General features: G+C 38.1%; 20 protein-coding genes. 14 read left to right on the top strand and 6 right to left on the bottom strand.

What is annotated here, in order from left to right; all coding sequences use genetic code 11:
- Positions 1 to 457: 457 nt before the first annotated feature.
- A complete protein-coding gene (locus tag H5185_RS08530) occupies positions 458 to 1,543 on the top strand; it encodes a replication initiation protein (RefSeq protein ID WP_182741828.1) in 1,086 nt (361 codons plus the stop codon).
- 15 nt (positions 1,544 to 1,558) lie between these two features.
- Here the strand turns inward: H5185_RS08530 and H5185_RS08535 are convergent, their stop codons facing one another.
- The 5 genes from H5185_RS08535 to H5185_RS08555 form a co-directional block, all read right to left on the bottom strand.
- On the bottom strand, positions 1,559 to 2,023 hold the full coding sequence (locus H5185_RS08535) for a hypothetical protein (protein ID WP_182741829.1): 465 nt from the start codon (positions 2,021 to 2,023) through the stop codon (positions 1,559 to 1,561).
- Between the two features lies 1 nt (position 2,024).
- A complete protein-coding gene (locus H5185_RS08540) occupies positions 2,025 to 2,393 on the bottom strand; it encodes a hypothetical protein (protein WP_182741830.1) in 369 nt (122 codons plus the stop codon).
- A 10-nt stretch (positions 2,394 to 2,403) separates the two neighbouring features.
- The gene (locus tag H5185_RS08545) at positions 2,404 to 2,595 is read right to left on the bottom strand and encodes a hypothetical protein (RefSeq protein WP_182741831.1); all 192 of its coding nucleotides are present in this window, start codon (positions 2,593 to 2,595) and stop codon (positions 2,404 to 2,406) included.
- A gap of 14 nt (positions 2,596 to 2,609) precedes the next feature.
- Entirely contained in the window at positions 2,610 to 2,990 is a 381-nt protein-coding gene (locus H5185_RS08550) for a hypothetical protein (protein ID WP_182741832.1), read from the bottom strand.
- 234 nt (positions 2,991 to 3,224) lie between these two features.
- Positions 3,225 to 4,562, bottom strand: a complete 1,338-nt coding sequence (locus tag H5185_RS08555; RefSeq protein ID WP_182741833.1) for a PD-(D/E)XK nuclease-like domain-containing protein — start codon at positions 4,560 to 4,562, stop codon at positions 3,225 to 3,227.
- Between the two features lie 364 nt (positions 4,563 to 4,926).
- Between H5185_RS08555 and H5185_RS08560 the strand changes: the two genes are divergently transcribed.
- Genes H5185_RS08560 through H5185_RS08570 form a run of 3 tightly spaced genes read left to right on the top strand, consistent with a single transcriptional unit; the run spans position 4,927 to position 9,175 of the window.
- Positions 4,927 to 5,766: a hypothetical protein gene (locus H5185_RS08560; protein ID WP_182741834.1), complete on the top strand. Its 840-nt coding sequence runs from the start codon at positions 4,927 to 4,929 to the stop codon at positions 5,764 to 5,766.
- A 1-nt stretch (position 5,767) separates the two neighbouring features.
- Positions 5,768 to 6,466, top strand: coding sequence for a TraV family lipoprotein (locus tag H5185_RS08565; protein ID WP_182741835.1), 699 nt, complete (start codon positions 5,768 to 5,770; stop codon positions 6,464 to 6,466).
- Between the two features lie 15 nt (positions 6,467 to 6,481).
- A complete protein-coding gene (locus tag H5185_RS08570) occupies positions 6,482 to 9,175 on the top strand; it encodes a TraC family protein (protein ID WP_182741836.1) in 2,694 nt (897 codons plus the stop codon).
- Between the two features lie 40 nt (positions 9,176 to 9,215).
- Here H5185_RS08570 and H5185_RS08575 read toward each other — a convergent pair whose 3' ends face one another.
- Positions 9,216 to 9,686: a hypothetical protein gene (locus H5185_RS08575; RefSeq protein WP_182741837.1), complete on the bottom strand. Its 471-nt coding sequence runs from the start codon at positions 9,684 to 9,686 to the stop codon at positions 9,216 to 9,218.
- 65 nt (positions 9,687 to 9,751) lie between these two features.
- Here H5185_RS08575 and H5185_RS08580 point away from each other — a divergent pair, with 65 nt between their 5' ends.
- From H5185_RS08580 to traN, 10 genes are all read left to right on the top strand, one after another.
- Complete coding sequence (locus H5185_RS08580; protein ID WP_182741838.1) at positions 9,752 to 10,558, top strand: HDOD domain-containing protein; 807 nt, start codon at positions 9,752 to 9,754, stop codon at positions 10,556 to 10,558.
- 69 nt (positions 10,559 to 10,627) lie between these two features.
- Positions 10,628 to 12,604 carry a helicase-related protein gene (locus tag H5185_RS08585; protein ID WP_182741839.1) on the top strand — a complete coding sequence of 659 codons (1,977 nt, stop codon included), beginning with the start codon at positions 10,628 to 10,630 and terminating at the stop codon, positions 12,602 to 12,604.
- Between the two features lie 118 nt (positions 12,605 to 12,722).
- Positions 12,723 to 13,607 carry a thioredoxin fold domain-containing protein gene (locus H5185_RS08590; RefSeq protein ID WP_182741840.1) on the top strand — a complete coding sequence of 295 codons (885 nt, stop codon included), beginning with the start codon at positions 12,723 to 12,725 and terminating at the stop codon, positions 13,605 to 13,607.
- Positions 13,608 to 13,612: 5 nt separating this feature from the next.
- Entirely contained in the window at positions 13,613 to 14,053 is a 441-nt protein-coding gene (locus H5185_RS08595) for a hypothetical protein (protein WP_182741841.1), read from the top strand.
- Between the two features lie 156 nt (positions 14,054 to 14,209).
- Entirely contained in the window at positions 14,210 to 18,442 is a 4,233-nt protein-coding gene (locus H5185_RS08600) for an Ig-like domain-containing protein (RefSeq protein WP_182741842.1), read from the top strand.
- Positions 18,443 to 18,457: 15 nt separating this feature from the next.
- Complete coding sequence (locus H5185_RS08605) at positions 18,458 to 18,640, top strand: hypothetical protein (protein WP_182741843.1); 183 nt, start codon at positions 18,458 to 18,460, stop codon at positions 18,638 to 18,640.
- A 174-nt stretch (positions 18,641 to 18,814) separates the two neighbouring features.
- Positions 18,815 to 19,381, top strand: coding sequence for a S26 family signal peptidase (locus tag H5185_RS08610; protein WP_182741844.1), 567 nt, complete (start codon positions 18,815 to 18,817; stop codon positions 19,379 to 19,381).
- Positions 19,362 to 20,711: a TrbC family F-type conjugative pilus assembly protein gene (locus H5185_RS08615; protein ID WP_182741845.1), complete on the top strand. Its 1,350-nt coding sequence runs from the start codon at positions 19,362 to 19,364 to the stop codon at positions 20,709 to 20,711. Before H5185_RS08610 ends, H5185_RS08615 begins: the two co-directional genes overlap by 20 nt.
- On the top strand, positions 20,701 to 21,792 hold the full coding sequence (locus H5185_RS08620; RefSeq protein WP_182741846.1) for a TraU family protein: 1,092 nt from the start codon (positions 20,701 to 20,703) through the stop codon (positions 21,790 to 21,792). Before H5185_RS08615 ends, H5185_RS08620 begins: the two co-directional genes overlap by 11 nt.
- Before the next feature lie 5 nt (positions 21,793 to 21,797).
- Positions 21,798 to 26,165: a conjugal transfer protein TraN gene (traN, locus tag H5185_RS08625; protein ID WP_182741847.1), complete on the top strand. Its 4,368-nt coding sequence runs from the start codon at positions 21,798 to 21,800 to the stop codon at positions 26,163 to 26,165.
- The last annotated feature ends 1 nt before the right edge of the window (position 26,166 follow it).

Here is a 26,166-nt window from a genome sequence, read left to right on the forward strand (position 1 = left end):
TGCTGACGTGGACAGTTTAGCCGAATTGAATTGAATGCTGACGTGGACAGTTTAGCCGAATGGATTGAAGTAAGGCCTCAGGGCTAGTCTCTGCAGAACCCGAATGACTGTTAGTGTTAGTTAATCTAAATGAGATAAATACTGGTGTGGACAGTTTTAGTCATTTGATGTTTTCACTAGTTCAGTAATTACTTGAGGGTTTCGGTTAGTTACCAACTATTTTTCCGTCTAGATGCTAATTTACGGTGTGGACATTTGAAAGGTGGAGTTAATTTTATTTGTTTAACCTGTAGATTTTCGACTAACAGCAGTCAGTTTGATTTTCATTAAAGCGATCTTTTGATCGCTAAAATAGATCCTTGTTGTGGACATCTGAAAACTTTGTAAGTATATTGGCCAAATACTACAGTTCCAACGAAAAATGTTTTACCCAATTAATGGTTTTTTGAGTGCCTAAATGACGAATAGAACATCCTTAAGTTTGCCAGAGAATGACTTGGTTAGGTTTAGTAATGAGCTAATCAAGACGCCTTTTAATCTGAACAAAAATGAACGTTTAGTTATTTTGTTTTCTCTGTCGTCAATCAATGGTTATCAACCTAATCCTGGTAAGATTAAATTTTCGACGGAGGAGTTTGCCGATAAGCTTCAGTTGATAAAAGGTAATGAAGCGTATAAGCCTCAAATCAACCGGTTAAGAAGGACGATTAAACAGGTCTTGAATGATTTACTTGTTAAAACCTTCACTTCTGAGTACATCGATAATGATTCCGGTAAACTTCGCGAAAGAAAAGTAAATTGGTTAAACGAATTAGATTCACCAATTGATGAAGAAGATGGTGACTTCATAATCGAGTTTTCTAGTTTAGTTGAGCCCTTCCTATTTAATTTAAAATCTAATTATTCAGAGTTTCAACTTGCCCAGCTTCCAAGAGATAAAGATCATGCGTTGAGTATCAATTTCTTGCTCCTAAAAGGGCAATACTTAAAATTTGATTGGCTAAGCCAAAAAATTGATCCGGATACGAGGGTTGTCACTACGGTTGTAGAAATTTCCTCACTCAAAAACTATTTAGGGTTAGGGACTAAATACGCTGATTGGAGAGACTTTAGGAAGAGGGTTTTAACACCAGCTGTAGATGAGATTAATTTAAGGTCTAAAGTTAGTGTTAATTTTGAAAATGTCTTGGTTAACGGTAAGACGGGTAGGATTAGGTTTTTACATGTTCCTGAGATTGTTTCAAGTAAGATCAATGTAAAACCTCTCCGTCCCAAACTTGTCAAGCGTAAGAGGTTTATTCCTGGGTCGCATGCTGAAGGTGCATGGAAAAAAGAGAATTTCACAATACTCATAGAATACCGTAAAGCATTAAAAACATATGACCCTAAAACTGAATTAGCAAAAATTGATTTAGAACGTTTACACTTATATTCGGAATTTTTTAGTCGAAGTGTTCATGACGAAACTAAGGCCCTTTTAGCTGATATAGCGGCTAAGTCAGCTAAAAGGAAGGCAAAAACAATCGGGGGGAAGCTAAGTTAGTAATTCTCTGAGGCATTAATCGTTTTCGGAGTGCATTGAATGCCATAGTTTAACTAGTTTTAGTTTATCGGTCGTTCGATTTATTAGATCATCAAATGACCTTTTTTTTGCCAATAAAAGATGTATGTTGCTGTCGTTGTTAAATTTAAGATTTTTGTGCCAAGTCAATGCGCTGTTATGAACTATATTGTCTTTATGAGTCGGCGCAAAAGTTAACATAACATCGAAGTGTTTCTTAGTCATTTCTTCTAATGTATCAGCGCAATCTTTTAGCTGTTCCAAACGATCTACGATATCGTTGATTTTGATAACATTAATTCTAATTGACTTTCGGTCAACCCCAGCCAATTTACTTGCATTAGCGTATTTTCTCACATTGAAATAGTATTCATGAATGCCATTAATTAGCTTTGTAGAGCGAATTTGTGTGAAATTAGCAATAATAAAATCAAGGTCAGTTTTAGTGATGTTTATAGACATTTTAAACTATTCTCCAAGTGCCAAATAATGAGTTCCTTTCTCCAGTGACTGTTCCCTCTGTATCACCTAACTTAACTTTTTCATCGATGGTGATCAGGTCTTCTAAGTTAGGCATGAATACTTGGTCGTGGCATGTAAATTGAACCGTAGTTTGATTGTTAAGTTTGATTAGGTTCGACATGTTTGGATGAGTCAACACGTCATTTCGTAAGCATCGCTCGATGGTATCGATAGGAAATGAAATATCGTCCGAACTCAATCCAAATATTGATGCTAATGTAGAATATTCCATAGTCAATTTTTCACAAACGAGCACTAGCTCTTCATGGCTTAATGTTTTTATTTTTGCATTTAATTGTTCAGTATTCATAGTCATCCCCTTATGCGAAAAAAAAGTGCTGTTTGTTTGTACTGTGAACTTTTGTGCTATTTTTGACCATGTTGGCACCAGTTAATACTTTGGTGGCTTCAATCACATAAAAGTTTTTATTCTTTTTTTTATCTACGATAGATAAAAGTCCTTTAATGATTACTAGCAGGGCCAAGACTTTAAGGTTTTGATTTTTTTCCATTATAAATTAACTCCTTACAAATTTAGAGCTTTAATTAATGATTGGTGGTGTTCAACGGGAATCCAACCATCTTCTAGCCATTTTTCAACAGTGCCATTTGCTTGATTTAACTTTGTTGATAACCAAGTAGCTTCTAGTTGAGTAATATCTAAAACCTGACCCTCTACTTTAAGTGATTCTGGGTTTTCTTCGGTCTTGCGGTCTAGAAGGATAGGAATCTGATTCTTAAGACATAGTTTGTGGCCTTTCGAATGAATCCCATAATTTATTAGATTTTGGCTTCCATTTAGGAGTACTGTTTTTCTACTAAATGATAACGAATGCAGGCAGTTCACATCGCATCCGCAAATATCGCATTTATACCGTCTAGTGAAATCGTTTTGATTCGCAATCATGTATGTCACCAACATATTAATTCCCCTAAATGTTAATTCTTCCACTCATCAAAATATGGTAGGTCTATGTCATCGCTACACTTTAGTGATGTTTCCGGATTTTGATGTAATCAACATGATACGGCAGGGTTGCCACTGCCTATTCTGCATCCAGGAATCACTTTGTGGTTTAAATGGTATAACTAATTTCATTTGCTGCAAGGAAGTGGAAGTTAGTATTTATATAATCTCGGATTACAGGTCTAGAAAAAACCCGTTTTTCCGCTTAGCTAACTTAATAACCGATATGCCATCTTTGGTGTAGCCAGTTATGATTTTGTTGCTGATAAAAGTATTAAAGCTCTGCAGGAGTTTTGGTAAAGTTGATTCCGCCTCATCCCAATCTGACTCATGAATTTCTAATACTTCACAGATAGAGCTGGGTCCTTTTTCTAAAGTGACGAATGGAAATTGACGTTTAGGAGTTACCAAGCCAGATAGTTGTATTACATAAAGATAAAAGACCGCCTGGATGTCATAGCTTAACTCTGCAAATTGATAAGCGGCCACAGCAGGGTTACAACTGCGTGACGTTTTTAAATCCGTAGGAAGAATCACATCCCCAAGGAATGAAAGCCAATCTGTACGGCATTTAAGCTTTAATTTGGTCAATGGGTCAGTCACAATAAAGGTAACTTCCGGTACACCTTTTTCAAATAATTTAATTGCTGACTTGTTTCTAGACATTCCGCAATGCAATGCAACAGCTTCTTTGTAATCACTCGGGTTAACAGGTTGTTTTAATGGCATGTTCATCAAGTTTTTGGACTTAATAATTTTGATAACTTCATCTGACGTCACAACTAAATCTTCATCATCTATCAGTTTAGATATTTCTTTGAAACATTCTTCACCAACATTGTTTTTAATATGTTGTAACTGTCTGAAATCAAAGTACATACGGCTTGATTTCCCTAAGGTACTTAAGCGATTAGCTTTTTCGTAAATGGTGCCTGAAGTCTTTATTTTAAAGCGTTCACATTCAGCTTTAAGATCAGCACTTGAATGCATGTCAAGAGGGTAGTCGTTTGGATCTATCAGAATAAATCTACGTTCACTTACTGCGCATGGCCCCTCAAGAACTAATTCGTGAGTAATGTCGCCAACTTCAAAATGCTTAGTAGAAGTTGGTTCTTTTTTCTTATCAGAAAGATATTTTTCATAATAATGCGCTGGGGAAGTGATGTAGGTTTTAAAATGGCTACTGCCATATGCATCTAAGTTCTGATATGTCTTGTTAGGTAAATCTAGATAAATACCATCAACAAGGGCACCGTCCTCATCTAAAAAATTAGGGTTGCCAGAGTCATCATAAGCCGGTTGTGCAAGAGCACTTAACTCTTTGTTTAAGGTGCATACCTTCTTCGTTGGTTTTGTGCTTACTACATTAACTTTTACTGTCGGGGTCTTAATTTGAACATTCGCAGCTATTAGAAGTGAAGGATCAGTACATTCAGCTTCAGGAGCAGTAACGGTGAATTCTGTTGGACCGGCATACGCCTCATCAAAAAAAGCATCAAAACATAAATCCATAATAATTTGTCTCTTGAATTAATTTAATAAGGTAATTACACCACAGAAGTTTTTTCGTGCAAGAAAGTGAGGGTATTTTTTTGGTTAGCTGGTGTTGATTGGTTTATTTGAGGGGGAGTAAAAAAAAACCTACCAAATCAGAGGTAGGTTAAAGATTTTGTGAAGCAGGGCATTCCTGCAAGTAATGGTCTTTACTTAAAGAAGAGGGTTGGGACACTTCTTCTGGTTACTGCTTTGTAACCTATTCACATTTAAATCGACAAACCCATTCTTACACATCCAACGTTAAATGCAAATACATTTTTAGTTTCAACACATTTTGTTGTATAGTAAGAAACTTGGTATTATTGCTGAGTTTTAGTGAATGATTGACAACAAATATTTGAAGAACTTCCTTTGCTTATCGTTAGCAGGAGTCTGCTTTCAGGCTTTGGCGGGGTTAGAGGATGTAGCAATAGATGCTTTGCTTGACGCAAATAGAAATAGTTCAAATACATCTTCGTTAATTACGCCTGAGGTTAGGACTGTATTCTCAGACGAAGATATTAAAAAAGCTCTTTCTGTGCTTGATACGGTCGATTGGTCGCATGCATTGCCTGTTCGGTCACTTATGATGGTAAAAACCAAAGATGGTGAAACGCTCCTAGCTTCTCCAGATGGAAGGCTGTTAATTAAAGGCGGCCTGATAATCGATGGTTGGAATCGGAGGCAAATTCTTACCGAATCGGATGCGAAAAATTCATGGAAGGCTCATTTGTCTAGCTTTGGAATCACCAGTTATGATTTACCTATTTATTCCTACGGGGTAGATAAGCCTGATTTTGACCTTTATGTTTTTGTGGATTCACTTTCGAGTGAAGCTAATACCATTTTATTTGACCAAATTAAAAGTCTTGCTAATCAATATAAGTTTGGTTTGATTCTCACTCCTGTAGCTCAAGGAAAGCCTTCAGGCGCAAGAGGGCGTGAATTATGGTGTGCAAAAGATCAGAATCAGTCGGTTGATTTATTGATGTCAGGTGATGATTATACTGAGATTGAGACGCTTGAGAATTGCGACACTTCTAAAATAATTAAAGTTATTGGCTTGTCTCAATTTATGCAAATTCAACGTTTACCATATTTAATTGCATCTGATGGGACTCATAAGCAAGGTGCGCCTTCTAACTTAGATAAATTTATAAAATCGACAGCAGGTAATTGAGATGAATAAAACATTACTATCGTTGGCCCTAACAGCTAGTTTGTTATCAGGCTGTTCCTCTATGTTTGAGGTCGGTGAGGAGCCAACAGTTTGCCCAATCACGTTAGACCCAGGCATCCCATGCACATCGACCCGTGAAGCACTTGAATTAACTGATTCACCGGATGGAATTAGCCGTGAAAAAGCAAGGCGTATGGCGTTACATTCAAATGAAGATCATGACCACAAACATCAAGAAGCGAAGGTGGATGCTGAGGGTGAGCTGGTGATGCAGGCACCTCCAGCCTATGACTATCAACAAATGAGTAGAGCATATGAAAACACGCAAGATTTGAATCGGATGTTGCCAGCACCAGAGCCAATTGCCGTAAGAAAGCAGCCAAAAATGTTACGAGTGGCGTTTGCCCCTTGGCAAGATAATTTCGGTAGATTGCAAAACGTAGGTTACGTTTATTCTGAAATAGAAGAGCGTAAATACACCTATGGTAGAGAAGCGTTCAATATGCCAGCTCAGATAACTCCATTAAGCATTAGGCAAGTCAGTCTCGAAGATGAGAGAAGGATGAACCAACAATCACAAAATGGTTTAGGTATTCAAACTCGTTCGCCTACAGCTGCAGATAAAGCAGCGCAAATGTCAGGCACTGATAGAGCACCAGCTTTTACAAAAGAGACGTTTAATCAAATAAGAAACAACTAAGATTAGGTAATAAATATGTTTTCTAATGCAACTTCTGATTTGTTATCCGCTCACAAATATAGTGAGGTTATTCATGTTCTAGATAATATCGTAGATGAAGACGGTAAACATTTAGGATACCTTTTGGATGGCGGTTTTTTAGGTAATACCTATCTATGCCCTCCATTATCTGGTGCTTCAATGAAGCTTCTAACCAGTTTAGACAGTTTATTTCGTCGAGAATATGCTGAAAATAGTTTCTTGCAAATTTCATTAGTTGCTTCAGATAACATTACAGATCAACTAGATGCCTTTCATCAAATTCGTGGCCAACGGATGAAGGACTCTGGTGAGTTAGACATGGATGAGCAGGGTTCACATGCTGCTGAATTTCTAAAAAAACTCACAAGGACTACATTGCCTGGCCCGAATATGGATGGGGTCCCACTGCGGCACTTCGAAGTATGGGTCACAATAAAAAATCCTATAAAAAAACAAGTTCCGACTCAAAATGAGATTGAAACCTTTGTAGAGCAAACTAACCAACTTCAGGAAACTCTTAATCAGTTAATGGGATACGCTATTTCTGCTGAACCTGAAATATTTGTCCATAGAATGCAGTTGTTACACAATTCATCAAAAGATGCAGTTTGGCGTAAGGGGGTAAAAGTTAAAGGCCGGCAAGGGTGTTACCGTCCTACACAGCCAATTAAACATCAATATTTAGAAATAGGCTCTACCCTCGAAGTAAAACCATCATCTTTGATCTTCTCAAACGCAGATGGTTCAGAACGTCACATAAAAAGTATTAGTATCCAGGAGTATGCCGAAAACGCAAATTTTGGTGACTTGCATGAATTAGTCGTCGATTGGCTGCACGGTAAAAGTGCCCTGCAAGGAAACTTTACTATTAACTTGAATGTAGAGTTTGCCAAATCAAAAATAGAAAAAGTTTACGGCGCTAAAAGAACAGTCGCTAAGCAAATAGGTGAAGGCCCTTGGGCACGTTGGATTTCATCACTTAAATATGGTCTTCAAGACTTTGAATATTATGAACACTATATTAATGCAGAAAAAGCGCAGCACTGCCGGTATCACCTTAACTTTCAGGTAATGGCTTCATCAGATGATAAATTAGAAAAAACGACTAGAAACTTAATTACTCGCATAGAAGCTCGAGGCTGGAAAGCAATCGAAGACAAAAATATTATGTTGCTTACCTGGCTTAGTTCATTGCCATTGGGCCCAAATACTAATATTGCCGACTTTATAGAACGCTATGATATTTTGCCAAGTAACTTACTGAAGTTTTTTGTTCCTATGATGGCAAGTTGGCGTGGCAATACCGTCCAAAAACCAGTCATGACTTTTGTCGGTCGAGACGGACAGTTAATGATGTTCGATCCATTTACATCAGAGACTAATTATAATTTATTTATTACAGCTACTAGTGGTAGTGGTAAATCTTTCTTCGCTAACAATTTGATTGAAGGTTTGTTGAGTACAGGAAATATCAACCTATTAGGTGATTGTCAGAATAGATTTAACAGTAGCACCTATGATGAATATTCTCAGGAAAAGCCATTTGACGGAGGGCGAGTGTTTGCTATCGACTCTGGTCGCTCATATTCTAAGTTGTCAGAATTAGTCGGAGGTCAATTTGTTGAGGTTGTTCCAAACGAAACGTTCACATATAACCTTTGTCCATTCAAGACAATCGAAGAAGATTTTATCAATGAATACGACTCTAATGATGGAATTGTTAGTAGTGAGCGAAGTCCTATCGGACCTCAAGGTGAAATGCTGCTTAATATTCTAAAGCTTATGGCGTTCCCTATGGGGGAATGTAGTAGTTATCAGTTTTCGCAAATGTCAGTGATTATGTGCCAGGTTTGGAGCGATTATGGTGTAAATGGCTCAATTGATATTGTTGCTGATTTATGTTCTCGACACGAGGATAAGCGAATACAAGAAATTTCAGACCAGTTAACCCCTTGGTGTCGTAGTCGTAAGGGGCAGCATGGTTGGATGTTTAACCAAAATAAGCCGTCAATTCAGTTTGAGAAAAGCTTTGTAGTACTGGAATTGGATGCTTTGAATGGCTCAGACCAAGTTAAAGCAGTAGCAATTATGCTGTGCATTCAACGTATTCAACAAGAAATGTTCAGCCATGAAGAGTCTAAAGCTTCCATTCGTAAAATGTTCTTGTTGGATGAAGCTTGGGAGCTACTTAAAGATGATAAGAGTGCAGATGTTTTAACTCGCGAAGTATTGAAAACCCTAGCAAAATTCCTTGAGTCAGGATGGCGAAGATTCCGAAAGTATAACTCACTCGGGTGTTGTATAAGTCAGTCAATTCGTGATGCTACTGAAAGTCCTGCAGGTATTGCAATGGCCAGTAACTCTGCTCACATGATGTATCTAAGACAAAATGACGAAGAGCTGCAAGCGTTCAAATCAGAGGGGCGTTTTAGTAATCAAACAGACTTCATGCTTCTAGAGAGTGTTCACACTAATCCACCATATTATTCAGAAGTATTAATTAAGACTAATGGGTCACAGGATATTGGTCGCTTGTACTTATCTAGAGCTAAAGGCCTTTCATACAGCACCAACCCAAAAGATAAGAATCGAATTAATAATGTAATGGCTCAAGGTAAAACGTTGTGGGAAGCATGTCGTGCAATAGCTATAGAGGAGGGGCATGAATCCGCTGATCCAGAAGGTTAGGTGTTATGTGATGCCTTAAAATCGTTAGGGCATCACATTTTTATTTGATGGCGCAATCATAAAACCTTTGCATACTGTTTTCACTGACGCCATCGTTCAAAAAGGTATCGCAGTGATAATAATCCTGTGGAGTGCCACGTATAACATTCATACAATTAAATAAAACGTAGTACTGTCCAAACGTAGGTGATGCACCTACTCGCGTATTGTCATAAGCCAATTTAATTAAATCCTGGTCAATGGCCTGTTTAGTGACATTAGTTTTGTCAGCAAATGACGCAATCAATAACGCATTGTAAATTCCAGCCTTAGCATTAATGCTATTAGTTGTTCTGTGTGCAGTGTACGGGTTAAAATTAGCACCTTGCCGATATGCATCATCGAAATATCGATATTGCGATGCAACACTTGAGCACATTTCAGTTTCACTTGTTGTTTGTTCAGCGGCTGATGCATAACTAAGTGATGCAGTTAAAAGTAACAATACCAATGGTTTAGTTTTTATAATCATTGTGCTTTACACCTCATTTAGGGATTTTTTATTATACACACTTTGTTGGAGCGTAATAGGTTAAAATGGGATTATTAAAGGATCAACTTGAAGATGGAATTCTATACTCACACTACGTCAAAGTAGGTTTATCTAACCTTGATAGTGAATCGTTACCATCCCCTCCAGAATTGTTAATACGGGCACTTGACTTATATGCTAGTGATGATACTGAGCTATCTGATTACATTGCATTAATTGAATCAGATCCGGCAACGTCACTTAGAGTGTACAAGCTTGGTAATTCGGTAATGTATTCTGTAAAAACCGTTAATAAAAAGTCAAACTTGAAGAGCATCGCTATCCGCTTAGGACTTGCTTCATTAGAAAACCTAGTTGTTTCATCACTAATGGAGCAAAGTTTTCAATCAGACTCTGACCAAGCAAATAAGTTGTTAAGATCTGTTTGGGGTAAAAGTGTTTTTATTGCAAAAGCTTTGGAGCTCAACGGTGGCGACTACCTTACAGGTCTTCTATGTCAGGTTGGGATTTTACCAATTTTGCACGAGCTTGAAAAATCCGAATCAACCTCAAAAATAATTAATGAAACAGATTTATTGGCAGCAATTTCAATAATTACTCCCAAATTATTAACTTGTTGGGGTCTGAGTGATTTAGCTTCTAAAGTGGATACTTTCTTAGGCGTTAAAATAAATGACAATTCAACCATCCCGTTGAATTGTCAACAAATCGCCATAGCTAGCTATAATGTATTTTCCACGGATTCAGACGATTACTTGTCAGATTTATGCTTTCCTGTTGATGTAAATTCAAAGATAGAATCGACAATTGATCATGCTTCAGAATTTTATAATTCAATATTAACTGAATAAAAAAGGGCCTACTTCCTTGTAGCATTTGGTTTCTGATGTACCTTGTGAGCATCAACCTTTGGGGGGCTCATGCTTATACCTAATGCACTAAAAAGTATTGGAATTCAAGAAATGTGGCAGTTACCTATGGTAATGCCACACAAATACTCTAACAATAATTATGTAGTTAGTGATTTCTGTCATTTCAGTGAAATATCGTTGGAAATGAAAATACTTTGTCGCGGTACGTTACTCAGTTGCTCCCAAGTAAAATATATGAATAACAAAGCTCCGTTTGTCACAATCCAGATTCTGGATGTCAATGGTAACTCATTGCAAACCAATATTTTTGGTACCGGTGCTGTTCTAACATCTTTTTTAGGCCTATATAAGCAAGGTGACATCGTTCACCTTTCAGGTAAGCCGGTGTTTCAACGTGGTCAATGGATGTTAAACAACTCAAAGGCCCTTGATGTAAACGAGTTATATAGAATAAATGTCAGTTACTCACTGAGTTATAAAAATAAATCTTTACCGTCCTCTGCTATCAAGTTCGTGGTAGAAAATATTCATTCTTCTATTAATTTAACGTGTGATGCTTTCACCGATTTCTTTAAATCCAAAATCAATAGAAACCAGATACTTAATAATTATATTTGCATACCATTAGGATTAACACTTAGAGAAATCTTAACTGAAATACATTTTCCAACGGATGTGGACTTAGCAGTTGAATATCAGGGATATATTGAAAAACTTGCTGCGTTATTAACTGCTGAAGAGGTTAGAAGTACTGCTTTGAAGTGGGGCAAGGCAAGAACAAAGATCGTATCAAAAACTTATTTTGAACGTTCTAAGCAATTAAGCTTCTCTATGACTCATGAGCAATTCGATTGTGTTGATAAATTATCAAAACTATTTGACTCTGACCATTCGCAAAAAGCGATGTTAATTGGTGATGTAGGTACTGGTAAAAGCTGTGTGATGCAAGTTTTGGCTGCGTCATTTTGTGATGCTGGAGGTCGTGTTGTCTTCCTCGCGCCTTCTCAAAATCTAGCCAACCAGTTGTACGATGAATTATTAGGTTTTTTCCCTGATTTAAACCCTAAGCTTGTTATAGATGGCGTAAAGGTAGATTGGCAAAGGTCTAAAACATCAAGGTTATGGGTAGGCACCACTTCATTATTTTTCCAAGATTGGCATGTACCATTTGACCTTGTTATTGTAGATGAGCAACAACGATACTCGGTTGAGCAGCGTGAAACTCTCTGTAAAGGTGGTGGGCATCTATTAGAGTCTACTGCTACTCCTATCCCTCGTTCTGCAGCATTATTAAAGCATGGGTTTATTAATCAGTTTCATTTAACCGAATGTTTTACAGAGAAAGAGCTAATTTCGAAAATTCATTATTTAGGTGATCGTAAATATTTATTTGAAAGAACATTGTCAAATTTAAAAGCAGGGAATAAGTTACTTGTCATCTGCGCTCTTAAATCTGATAGCGATTCGAATTTAATGGCTAACATCACCAGTGCAGAGAAAGCATATATCTCTTGGCAGAAATTTGTCGATAAATACCGACAAGATTTGCCCATAGGTACTAGTGTTGGCATTAGTCATAGCGGTCAAAGTAACGAAGATAATACTAAGGCTATAAACAACTTTAAGAATGGCGACATAAATATCCTTATTTCTACTACTATCGTTGAAACAGGATTAACAGTACCAGATTTAAACCAAATAATTGTGTTGAACCCTGAAAGGCTCGGGTTAGTGCAGCATCATCAGCTTAGGGGCAGGTTGGCGAGGTTCGGTGGTATAGGGTTCTACGACCTTTATTGCAACAAACAAATTACAGATAGAACTTTAGCGAGGCTCGAGTTAGTGTGCTCATCCACATCAGGTTTGCACTTAGCTTTTGAAGACATAAAACAAAGAGGGTTTGGTAACCTGTCTAGTGAATCACGAACAAATTCTAAAGCTCAAAAAGGAGTTTTGAATAGCTATATCTATGGTCGCAGTGTTTCACCTGAAGCACTTGATTCTGCAGTGGCCTTCTCAAAATGAATCATTGGGCAGTTACTGAATCAAGAAATTCAGCATTCAAAACTATCAACATATCTTGCGGCTTGTAAAACCTGTGTGTAGTATGCAACACATAATATTATAGTTGTGAGAAATTATTTTGATTACTTTAGAGTTTAAGAAAACCATATTGCAGTCAGCCATTTTTGGTGGAGTGTTATTTTTTGGAGTATCCAGTGGTATTAAAGTAGGTCTGAATCAACAGGATATCAGCTACGATAGTCAATCACAGTCTAATTCCACCGTTAATAAAAACTTCCAGGCTGCTAATATTGGTATCCCTAAAACATTACAAAATTTGTTTGATAAGAGTCCTAGAAACAAACTAATCGACTCTTTTGAAGTCAGTGAGTCAGGTGTTGTAGCTAAAGGGTGGTTGGTTGATCTGGGTGGAACTCAACAGTTATATTGGAGTTTTGGTGAGTTTGTTGTCGCGGGTGCGTTAGTAGGCTCAGATGGAATAAACTTAACAGATAAATTTATTTCAGATAAATCTCCTGGATTAAATCCTGCTTTGTGGAGTCAATTAACTTCAGCAATGCATATTCAAGCTAGTCCAACCGTTAATCCAAATGTCGATAATGCCCTTTATGTTTTTTATGAACCTTTTTGTGGCGCGTGCTCAGCTTTGATGAACAGGCTGATTCCTTTGATGTTAAGTAATGAAATCGATGTAAGATTAATCCCTGTAGCTTGGCTTAGTCCAGATTCACCTGGTGCAATTCAAGCCTTAGTTGATGGAAAATCAGAAGCACTGGCTATCCATGAAAAGCTCAAACAAAGCGGCAAGAAAGTACCAACTGCTGATGCCACTCCGGAGACTAAAGCAAGTATTATAAGAAATGGTGATTTAATGTCTGCTATGGGGGTAACCGGTACTCCTGCAGTTATCTATAAAGACGCATCCGGTAAAGTAATTAACTTAGGTGTAGCTTCTGATTCAGAGTTAAGTGAAGCTATAAGAGTAATTAAGTCGCGAGGTTAAATGGAATGTTGTCTAGGTACATTTTGCTGCCTCTTCTCGCCTTGCTACCTTTTAGTTTAACTGCTGTAGAGCTTGACACTGAGAATAAGCAATTGGTTAAGGCGTTATCAGAAGCTGGTGTAGATGGTAGTGTTTTGAATATTGAGTTAACTCGTTATGCAAATGGCTTGAGAAAGATGTTAGAAGATAACATTGATGTTCAACTCGAAGGGTCGAAGCAGATTAAAGCAAGTTCAAATTGCCTTGATATGCTAGGTTATGAGAATTCAATGGTTGATAATCTAAAGCATAAGATATTTAAAAGTCTAATTGTTGGTTTTGATCATATGGATAAGATAGACCATGTGGAACAAGTAGAGAGAACTCTAATTACAACAGCTGATTTATTTAAATTACCAACACTGGATGATTGTTCAGTAGATTCTCAGAAATTAGTAAATCAATAACATTTACCAATACCTAACTCAAAGTCGCTCTTCTCAGAAGATGCGGCTTTTTTTTATTTTATTTTAAAATCCTGTGTGTTATTTACACAATGTCTTGGTAACTTAATCTTGCATGTATTATCATGTGTGTTGGATTTTATGTATAGCGAGGGTTGGATGAGATATCTCCAGTTAGTTAAGGGCGGCATGGTGGCTATGGCCATAGGGATGAGTCCTGTTGTAAATGCAGTTTCAGGTATTACGATAACAGGGGAGCTGGTTGGGAAATCGCCAGATGTTGTCCTTCCCGCTGTCGCTGATACAATTGCAAATGTAAAGCCAGTTAGTTTTAAAGCAAGTCAAGGTGCCGGTGCCGGTTGTTTATTAACTTCTTCGGTTGAGTTTGCTAAAGCACATTTGCAAAAAAATGGTGATTTGCTATGCCTTTTTGAGTGGGTGCTGCCTTCAGGACTCACATCTAATGCGGGTGTTGCTTCAGGTTATTTTGCTAATTATGGGGATCAAGAGGTAGGTTACAACGTTTCTATCTTTAGCGGTTCAAATCAAGAAAAGATATTAGTTGAATCAGGGCGTATGAGTGTTCAAGTGGCTCGGGCCACGCTTCCACTTATCATAAGTTACTCTACCACTGTTTCTTCAGGCACTAAACCTGGTAAGTCCGTAACATCATATAGCCGTAACGACCTTCTAAAAACGATTCAGGTTAGTGTTGAACCTAAACCATATCCACAGCGAGTCTTAATTAAATCAATTGGCAGTTGTGACGTTGCAGAGGGTGCAGGTAATTGTTCTATTAGTGCTGCATCAACTACAGTGAGCAATGATGATTCTATTAAGGGAATTCGAACTTTTGAGGTTGAGGCTGATGCTTCAAACGGTTATTTTACGACACAAAAAATAGTCACCAAGGATTTGTATGATTTAGGTTGGGATTATCGTGCGCCCTCTTTAAATGATTATAATATGCAAGCTGTTAGTGCGGGTAATGAAAAGCTGTTAACAATCCCAGTAAACGAGCAAACAATAGTTATTAGCAATGAAAAAGCTATTCTAGTAGTTGATACGCCTCATTATGGGAAAGAGGGTACTTGGTGGCACCCAATAGCGACGTTGAAGCTCCAGCCAGATCCATTATACAAACCTGTCATACCAACCTATCAATTGGGTGGGGATGACATGCTTAATTTAGCCAGTATGATCTCGTTGCCAACGGGAGAAATGTTACTCAATCCAATTAATACTTCACAAATAGGTGACAAGTTCATTTTTGAATTTGCACTTAGCGATGTTCCTGATGGGGTATATTATTCTGTTGCTAATGTTAAAGATGCTTATGGGAATACTTGGGAAGGAAATGTATTAGATTCCAAACCCATAGATCGCTATCCACCTGAAATTCGTGTTTTCACGACAAATGGTCAGCCCCTTTCACCATCAGATCCTGTCTACTTTTTTGATGAAGTCATTGTTGCAGCTGTAGACTCTATGTCAGGTGCTGGAGAGGTTGTTTCAGCGAAAGTTAATGGTAATAGTGTGTTAGGGGAAAGTGTTGCCGAAGGTTTTGAATATTTAAAACGCTTACGAAGTTCAGACTATGAAATTTCACCTAATCAAGACCTAACAATTGCCTTAGTTGTTCAGGATAATGCTGGGAATAAATCCACCGCAGAATTGCCAATTCGATACATGCCAGTTGCCTGGGGCCTTGATGATCGTTCAGCTACCTATAAGCGTTCTGTCCAGAAAATAGGCTTCCCGTTAAGGCAAACATTAGGTCCTGGTTGTAATATTTACGAATCGTTAGGTATTGCTCGTGCTTCAAGAACTAATTATACATATAAATGCGGAGTCGAATGGGTTAGCACTCCATCAGGAACAAACGGTGGTTGGGATAGGCGTCTTCAAACGCTTATGGGAGCCTTTAACAAAAGTAATAATGCCACTAGTGAAAATACTGCCTATTACAATGTGTGGATGATCAACAAAAATGGTGTTGAGTCAATTGCATATCGTGGAGAACAAAAATTTGATGTTCAAGAGCCAGTAAAACCATTATTAAGCATTAACACTTATCGTGAATACAAACCTGGGATATTTGTTACAGGTGTAGATGGAGGCTATATAACTTCTACTACGGCTGAGTTTGATAATGGTGATCTCAGATATGAAATTGACACTGATTCATCAAATACTATTTACGAGTATTCTCAAACGGGGTTTGTTGCAAAACAAGCACGTTTGTCGCGGTCTTTGACTGTAGAACCTGCACCATTATGGACAGACAGGACTGTGAAACTAAAGGCCACTTACTTGGGTGATAAAGCAGTCGAATCAGAAAAGACCTTTAGGGTCATTCATGCTCCAAGTTCATCAATGACGGCTTCTCTTGAGTCAGGGGATGTTATTCAAACAAACTCAAATATTATTCCGACACAACTAAAGCTTGGAATTAGAAATTTACGTACAAGAGAAATTACATTTGACCGAGCCACAATGGGCGATTGGACTGCTCGATTGGCCACAGAGTCTCGAAATAGGGATGGTACTTACGAATATGAGTTCTTATCAGAAGCTAAAGATATTGATGATAATGGTAAGGCTAGCTTCGATATAGATTTAACAAGGTACAGCATGGGCGGTTATCGCTTCCTTACTCTGTTAGAAGCGAAATCTCCTATCCCTGATTATTCCAAAACGATTAAGTCAAATCAGGTATTTTTTCAAGTGTATAAAGGTGCTGCCATTGATGGTAATGCTCAAATACGAAGAATTGCAGGTAGAGCTCCATTTGCCGCACAAATGTTATTTGTACCTGATTCAAATGAAGATAGAGTTGCTAAAGGTGCTGTTAATTGGGAAATGAGTACTGATGAAGGAGCTACTTGGGTAAGTATAGCTGAATCGAAAGATTATGTTGTTAAGGTTCTAAATGAAGAAGGTTTATATCAATTCAGAGCACATGTGACAAATAAGTATACAGGGAAAACCCAATATACAAATTACCAAGAGGTTCTAGTTTATGCTTTACCTGATCTGTCTTTAACGGGATCGCAAGCTTTACATCCAGGCGAGGTTACTACAATCCAGTTGTTTGACCATGAAACACCAGCTGATACCAATAATGCTGATATCGAGTGGTCATTGGATAATGGCGCTACATGGGAGGCAGGAGATAATTCTCTCGACGTCGAAATGGGAAGCGAGTTGATTAGGCTGCAAGCTCGTATGGCCTACAAAGGAACCGAGTTAGCTGAAACCAAACGTTGGTCTTATATAAAGCATAATATTCTAAAAGCTAGACCGTTACCTGTAAGGATAATTTTTAACCAGCCGAGGCTAATGGAAAAAGGTGTTAATTATTTACTTCAACCTACCGTTAGGTTGGTTGATAGTGGTACTCCAACAATAATTAAAGGTAAATGGAAGCTGCCTAATGGAACCTTTGTAGAAGGCTTGGAATTGGAATACATGCCTACCGCTGAAGATGTACTAAATAGTAGCGGTCAATTTGAGTTTTATGCTTGGGCTGAAGGTTACTATTCAGAAACTTTATCTATCAATAAATTTACAGCTAAGATGTGGGTATATGAGTTCCCTAACTTTGAGATTAATGGCGGTGCTAGAACGTCCTATGCACCGGCCTCTGGATCGGTATACATTCCAAATCCAATAAATTTACCTCCATCGTTGGCTCGTATTACCTATAAAACGGTATGGTCAATACCGTCTGAAATCGAAGTTATCAGAGAAACGGATAAGCAATTAGTGTTTAACGTGACAACTTCAGGACAACATCAGATTAAGGCGCTTATTTCTGATGATAGAGGTCACAGTAAAGAAGTCATGATGTATATCAGTGTGACTAATGCCCCAGAACCTAACCTTACTATTGATCCTCGTTTTAGTAATAATTTAATGCGTGAGCCATTAATTGTAACTGCAAGGTTAAATGGTTCGCTTGGGCACCCTCTAGACCGAATAAGTCTTATTGAATGGGAGGTTGATGGTGTTAAGCAGCAGCAAATTGGTGGCTCAATTATGATCCGTGACTTAATGGCCGGAAATCATAATATTACAGCCAATGTTGAAACTAACTATGGGCTAAAACGTTCATATACGTTCCCACTTTCAGTTGTTAAAAATATCCCTCCTACTTGTGATGCAGAAGAGAAAGATTATGCATCTATCATAAGATTGGATGTTAAATGTAACGATTCTGATGGGCGCATTATGCGTTACGAGTGGGAGATAGACGGGATCGTTTTACCTTATGCAGGTTCTTACATTAACGTCAGTAAGACTGCAGGGAATAAATCTCGAATTGTAGTAAGAGGTGTTGACGACTCAAATGCATATTCGAATTCAATTGAACGAATTTATTCATATTAGTAAAGGCTTAAGCTTATGTTTGAAGGTGACTTTATGGATGAAAAATTAATATTAGCAGCCCCTGAGGTATCTAACTGGTTGAAAATGCAGATAGAAGAAACTAAAAAACGTGATATTTGTGATTGTTTAAATGATATTGAGTTTTTGCGGTTGGTTTTAGAATCACGCCTTAACAAATTGCAAATGAAAATAACTTAAACTGATAAATTAATCCCTAAAGGCTAACAAGAAATTGTTAGCCTTTTTTCATTTATAGCATGTTTATTTAATAGTAATAATCACCATAGGTCTGTATACCAGCCGCCTATACTTGCAATTACAACGTTGTGCGTATAGCATTGCGATAAGGATTTTATTGTGTAAGAGCTTAACATGACTATGAATCAAGGGGATTTACCGAGCCAAACCGGAATCATAAATAATTTCATAAAGAACAATGATATAGAACCTATTGGGTGGCGATGGTATCGGTTGTATATACCTTTGGCACTCGTTATTACCCTAACGTTTTTATGTTATTCATTCACATTAAATTACAAGTTAGTTTTTGTTGGGAACTCAGACAGATGCATACCTGGCTGGTTATTTGTTGTAAAGAAGGGGGTTCTACCTAAGGCTGGTGAATTAGCTATGGTTCTATCACATGAGACTGACATCATGCCTTCAGGTGTAAAGATTATAAAACTTGTAGCCGGAGTCGCTGGTGACACGGTTAAAGTTGATAAATATAAAGTAGTGAACGCAAGCAAAATTTATTATGCCCCATTAGAAGAGGCTGCGTTATTTTTAGAAAAAAATGTTGAAGACTTAACAGGCAATTATATCGTGCCTAATAACTCATATTTCATGATCGGTACATTTCCTGGAAGTTATGATAGTCGATTTTTCGGTGCAATAGTTGATAAACAGGTGGTTGGTCGTGCATATCTCATTATTTAAAGTAGCAACAATTTCTACTCTTATTTCATTTTCGCATTCAGCTGCAATAGCAAATGATTCTATTAATCCATCGCATGGCAACGAATTAAAACCTAAATCTAACTATGAGTTTACTCAACAAGATTTAGATAACATTAAGCGTTCTAAAGCTTTGATGGACCAGGCTAGAAAAGATATTGAAGCACCTAAAAGTGACTTACCTAGCTGGGCTACTACCGGAGAGTCCGATGTGTCTAAATGGGCTGGTGACTTCAAAGATATGAATGCGGAGGCCAATGTCATTCGTAGTGCCGTTCTAGGCGTAGATCCTAATTTCAGGCCAAAAGACATCAAACTAAATCAATATAATAAAACAAAAGGAATTTTAGGCACTAATGAAGAGCTTATTCTTTTTGCCAGCTTCAATATGCCTAAACAAGTACTTCGGAACATGTTAACTGCAGCAAGTAAAGAGGGCGGCGATGTCTCGATTGTATTTAGAGGGATGCGTGAAGAGGACTCCGCAATTAACCAAACGTCCTTGGCGATAAGAAGGGTTATCGATGATCTTGGCCTACTGACTGAACCCAATGTAAAAATGGACCCAAGGCTTTTCTACCAATACGGTATTAATAGTGCTCCATCGATGGTCTACCGTAACGGGAATAAGACCGTGGTGGCCTCAGGTCTTGAAACTTTTGAAACTTTCATTGAACAATCAAGGAATCTAAATTCAGGAGGGAATTTAGGTACTTTATCAGTTAGTTATGCAATTAAAGAAGTAGATGTTATTGAAGTGATTAAAGAGCGGTTGTCTGGTATCGATTGGGAACAAAAGAAGAAAGATGCAACACGCCGATATATTGCAAGAAATACCAATTTTAATCTTCCAGAGTTAACCGGTGAAAATGATATTCATTACATTATTGATCCTAGAGTAAAGTTCACTCGAGAAGTTAAATCAAAGGATGGTACTCATTTTGCCTCAGCTGGGGATATTGTTGATCCAACACAATTAATGGATCAACCAATAACCATGTATGTACTCGATTCAACAAGTGAGAAGCAGAGGGAGTTTGTTAAGCAACAACTTTTAACAGATAAATCCCTAGGTTTGAAGCATATATTGCTCAGCAAAATTGAAGAAAGCGATGATTTTGAACCCATTAAAGATATGCAACATTTATTCAAACAACAAATTTTTATACTTCAACCAGACATGTATGAAAAATTTAAACTTGAGCATACCCCTGCGAAAATTCAAATTAAAAAAGGCATTATTCAGATTACTGAGTTTGGTACTAGGTCTTTACTAGGGCTTCAACAAGAGAAAATTACCCATGAATCATAACTCACACATAAAAAAATTATTAACAAGTATTTCAGTAGCTATTTTGCTAAGTATAAGCTCTTTTAGTCATGCAGATGACTCCATTTGTCCGGATGCACATTATTTTCAAAACCTAATTAATAAATTTTGTTGGAGTTGTACATTACCATTTAATTTAGCAGGGTTTTCTTCAGAAGTACCTGACGGTGCAAACACTGATAGTTTCTGTTCTTGTGCCGATTCATTAGGCGTTCCATCGCCTGGAGTCGCATTAGGTTACTGGAGTCCTGATCACCTCATTGAAGTTAGCCCTATTCCTTGGTGTTCTCCAACATTGGGGGGAACACTTATGCAAGATGATTTGACTATGATGGGTATCCCTTCATCGGGTGGAGGACCAAGCATTACTACAATGTCAGCCCTTCATTATAATTATCTTGTTAATCCGATTTTCAAAATGTTGGGTATGTTCTTGTTGCCGGAATGCGACACAAGCCCAGGATTTGTCGATTTAGATATCGCCTATATGTCAATTTTGGATATCACTTTTTATAACTCGCCACTTTCATACCTTTTTACACCCGATGCAATACCTATCGCTAACCCTGCAGGACGTTCCGTGTGTATTGCAGAAGGCATAGAAGCTTCAGCTTCAGGATCGTCAAGTGAAGATGCTTGGTTCTGTGCTGGTTTGGATGGCCATTTATACCCTTTAACGGCATTTATAACAGCAGATAGTAATTTCATAAGGAATACACAGCTTATAGCTACAAGAGCTTTAGCTTCGCTTCATCGTCGTGGTATTGCGCGTACTACATTTGGTAAGGATGCAATGTGTCAGCCTCACTACGACCCGATGATACCAAGATCACAATATAAGTTGTCCATGATGTTTCCTAGCCCTGAAGCAAATCCGGCAGCAGCTGCTGCTGGGGCTCCAGGTGGTAAGTCTGATGGTTCATGGGATGAATGTTGTCACCCTTTAGGTATGCCTACTATGTGGTGGGCAGCAGGTAGAAGTTCTCCAGGACAGGGTAAAGATATGCATGCTGTTTATTCAATTTTTCGCTATACAGATTGTTGCGTAAGAATCTTGGAGTAGTAAAAATGACAACCAATGTTATCGAACCAGTATCAACCGTTAAAAAGTCAGTAACTTACTCAGTCATTCTGATGTATTTATTTAACTTATTAACCATTTCATTTGTTGTATATTTAGCTACAAGGAGCTTTGATCTAGAAGCGGCAATCACTATGCCTGTGCCTCTAGAGTATTCTTGCCCAACGGGTATGAGCCTTAATAATGGCGTGTGTATTAAGAAGCAGCAAAAACCTACTAATTTTAGTTGCTTAACACCAGGTTTTGTCCTTACTAACATGAACGGAAAGGCAATTTGTAAGAAAGTTGAAACAAGAAACAGCATCAACTTATGTCCTAATGATGGCACAAATTGGATTGATATTCAGAGGCCATGGAATTTTACCGATCCGGCATACCCTCAGTCTTGTTCAGCAAGACAATCTGCTTCAAGTATAGCGTCCTGCAATGCTCAATATAAGGATGCATTTTCAAATGGTGTTTGTTTCAAATTAAAAACACCACTAGGCAAAACATGTCCAAATGATGGGGGGGCAGTTGAAACAATAGAATTATCGTGCCCTCAAAGCTATCAAAATTTAGGTTTGTGCTCAGCTGGTGATACTCAAACTCAGTCAACACCAGATCAATCATGGTTATTAACTAACAGTAATCAATCTTGTACCCGTTCATTGTATGAAACAGCAATCGAAACCTGTGATTCTGGTTTTCAAATGGCAGATGTCGGCGTTTGTGAGAAGATAACTTCAGCAACTCCAGTTATAGAATGTCCAGTAGGTTACTTTCAAGATGGGTCACAATGCCAATTTGGTTCGTTGCCTTCCTGTGGAGTCGGTGAAACATACAAAGATGGTGGTTGCGTTACATCAGCCGGCGTTTTTACCTCTTGCGTAGCAGGCAAAGAGTTAGATCCTTATACAAACTTATGTATTGCATCAAAACCCGATGTTCCAGATTTTGACTACTACACTCAAATTGGATTAGACATTGGAAAGAGCGCGGTTTCTGCAGTTATGTTGCCACAGAATAACGCTGGTGGGGGTTATGATCTCCAAGCAAACTCAGTAGATCCAACAAAGGATAGTGTGACTATTAATTTATCCCAACAGGATGCATTGGGTTTAGATTCTAATAATGGTTACCCAGTATCTACTACCGACACATATCAAAACCAAGATAATCAAAGTAAATCAATTAAAGAGTCAATAAAAAGAAATCAAGATTATGGGCAATCAACACCACTGGTAGGTGCAAATCAAGAAGAGACAAATGATTTGCAAGATCATAGTGCTGTAGCATATTTGACTCTAATGGATACACAAAATCTTAACCCACCTCAGCAAATTGGCTCGGATGCGGCTTTTTTACAACAAGGTTTTGCTGAAATGGATGCAGTTAGAAATGGTGATGGAGGTAGGTTTTTTGGTGATTGTAGTCGGCAAATGGTTGATTATCAGGAAGTAACTGATGGGTCACTGGTAAAAACCCAAACGTCATGCTTTAAACCGAATCGAAATAATTTATCTTCATGTGCAAAAAAAAGAGTATTAACGCCACCTAATTCGCTTGCAATCGTAGGTTTCGATCCTTCTTACATGTCGTACTGTGGACCAAGTTGTTTGCAAGTTCTTATCGGTTCTGAGGCTAAAGAGTCATTGAACAATAAAGGCGATACCTGTGGTATTTATCATTGGGGTACGCAATTTAAGATTGGTGATGATTATAATATTCTCAACACCACGCTTGTTAAAATGGCATGGGATGACCATCTGTTATTGAACATCAACGATCAAGAGATTGTACGAAAAGTTGATGGAGTATTCCCAGGAGGCTTTCCTAACAAAGATAGTTCTTGTGAAAGAAGTAAATACAATGTTCTTAATGCACCACAAAATATAACAGACTTAGTTAATCAAAATATTACTAATACCAATAGATATTTGAAATTAGATTTGGACGTTGCAGTTGGTGATAAAGGGGCGGGTTATGTTGCTCTACAATTTAATTTCGATAAAGAAATAACTGGTGAATGGACCGAGGAAATTATTGAGAATCCTGAAGGTTGCGAAGCCGCACTGACTTCAACAGATTCTTTTTGCACTGCGTCTAATTGGGTTTGCGATGCAAGATTACAATCTAACCTTGTTAATAATAACTCTAAATATATAAATTTATCAGAAGCAGCTGGAAGTGGAGCTGTTAAAACAGCTAATTATAATGACGCCATAGTAATGGTCATGCGCCGAGATTTCGACCCAGTAAGCTCAACGTCAAATGTCTCAAATTGCGGGTTAATTATCGCTACAACGGATGGCGATACCGATGGAAATAATGATGATGGATTAATGGTCTGTCAGGATTCTATTGGTCTGTCTACTCACTCAGTTAATGACCCACCAGCAGTCAAGGGCACAAAACTTACCAATGTACTACCAGAAAAAAATAAGTGGACTGCCTTTGCTTTTAAAATAAATAGTGATGGTAAAGGAGCTACATTTTTCTCAAGTGATGGTACTAAATTTGATTCATATACAGTTTTAAATGGTGCATTTGACCAATTGAAACTTACAAGAATAGCTGTAGGTCGTGGAACGTCTGGAAATGATTGGCCAAAAAGGGCCTCTGACCCATTCTATGTAGGTTATTGGGAGGTATTTGATTCTCCTACAGATGAGGAAATTAGATTTCAACTAGATAGGGTTAATTCAGAGTATAACCTTGTTAATCTAGAACCATTGTTTCCAGGCGATGATGGGCTAACGCCTTGTATGGTAGCGCATATGGAAGATTATCAATGCGACCCATTAAAGGGGGCAAGATTGCCAATGTCTGGTGGTACTCTTGGTTATTCAGATATTTTGAATATGCCCGATAGTTGTGAGGTGTTGGATAGAAATTCTAGATGTGTTTTCGACAAAGCAACTTGTGCTAGTGGCTGGTTAAATTCGAGTACAGGAACTTGCTTCGGTTGGGACATTAGTTATACCTGTGAGACAGGTGCTCAAGTAATCCTTAATAAGTCAAAGGTTAATGACACATGCTTCAGTGATGCTGAATGTATAGGGAGTGACTGTGCATTTAAAGCAGATGAATCTAATACTGACTTCGTTCAAACGGCAGCGATGTATGCATCTATCAATGAATTAGATAATGACAGGGCCTGTACAGACCCAAGCGATCCTTCAACATGCCAAGTTTTTGTGGGGAAAAAGGATTACTGTTCTTGGGACCAATTTAAGGTTAATGATTGCTGCTCTTTGGATGGAACGGATACTACAGCAAATTTATTTAAAGGTAGCAAGACTTTGTTCCAAGCTGGGCAATATGCCGCTACTGCAGAAGGCCCCTTCACCGATATGTTTATGAAGGACAACTTTGCAGCTAAAGGTTGGGATATGGTTAAAAGTGGTTGGGATTCTGCTACTGAATATATGAGTGGAGTGACAGATCCTTTAGTTGAAAGTGCGACAGAAATAGCCACCAGCTTTTGGGATACTATTTCTCAGCCATTCGTATCTTCAGCAGAGGCGGTAGCGGGTACTACCTCAAGCACAATAGCAACAGAGGGTGGTTCAGTAGTTACAAGCTTCTTTGATGATGTGTCAGCAGCAGTTGCTGCGGCTATGGATAGTGTTTATGAGTATATCTATGACGTCATGCCTGACGTTATGCAGCAAGCGGTCCAATCTGCGGCGTCTGCACTAGGAGCTGAAGGCACTAATGAACTCGGTGCTGAATCATTACAATATGTTTCAGAGTATCTGGTTAACGTACTAGGTTTCGTCATGTTTTTATACACAATGTATCAATTGATAAAGTTGGTATATAACCTACTTACAGCTTGTAAGGAAGAAGAGTTACAAATGCCAACGAACCTCAAGGAGCGTAAATGTTTCTTGGCTAAGCATGTACCTTGTGAGAAGACATTAGGAGTTTGCACGACAAAGGCGAGAAATGAATATTGTTGTTTTGCTTCTACATTATCCCGAATTATTATGGAGCAGGCGATTGTACAAATAGGCTCGTCACCACAAGAATGGCATGAAGTTGAACAATGTAGAGGGTTTACATTAGGTGAGTTAGCAGATGTAGATTTTGGTGCCATAAATTTTGACGAATGGATTGGTCTAATGGTTGAATCGGGTAAATTTCCAGAAGACTTAAGTTTAGAGAAAGTAACCGATGAAGATGCAAGTGTGAATAATGGAGGCCGTGATAATACCATTAAGCGAATGGAAGACCGGTTACCAGGTGATACGGGGGTTAAACTAAGAGAATTATATAACTCAGGATCTATTGAAACGAATATAGATTGTAATGCATTTCCTAGGCCTGCACTATGTGATGCAGGAGTCACAATACCTAACCCTCCTTAAC

It is taken from the genome of Shewanella sp. SG44-6, assembly GCF_014164185.1.
GTDB classification, from domain to species: Bacteria; Pseudomonadota; Gammaproteobacteria; order Enterobacterales; family Shewanellaceae; genus Shewanella; species Shewanella vesiculosa.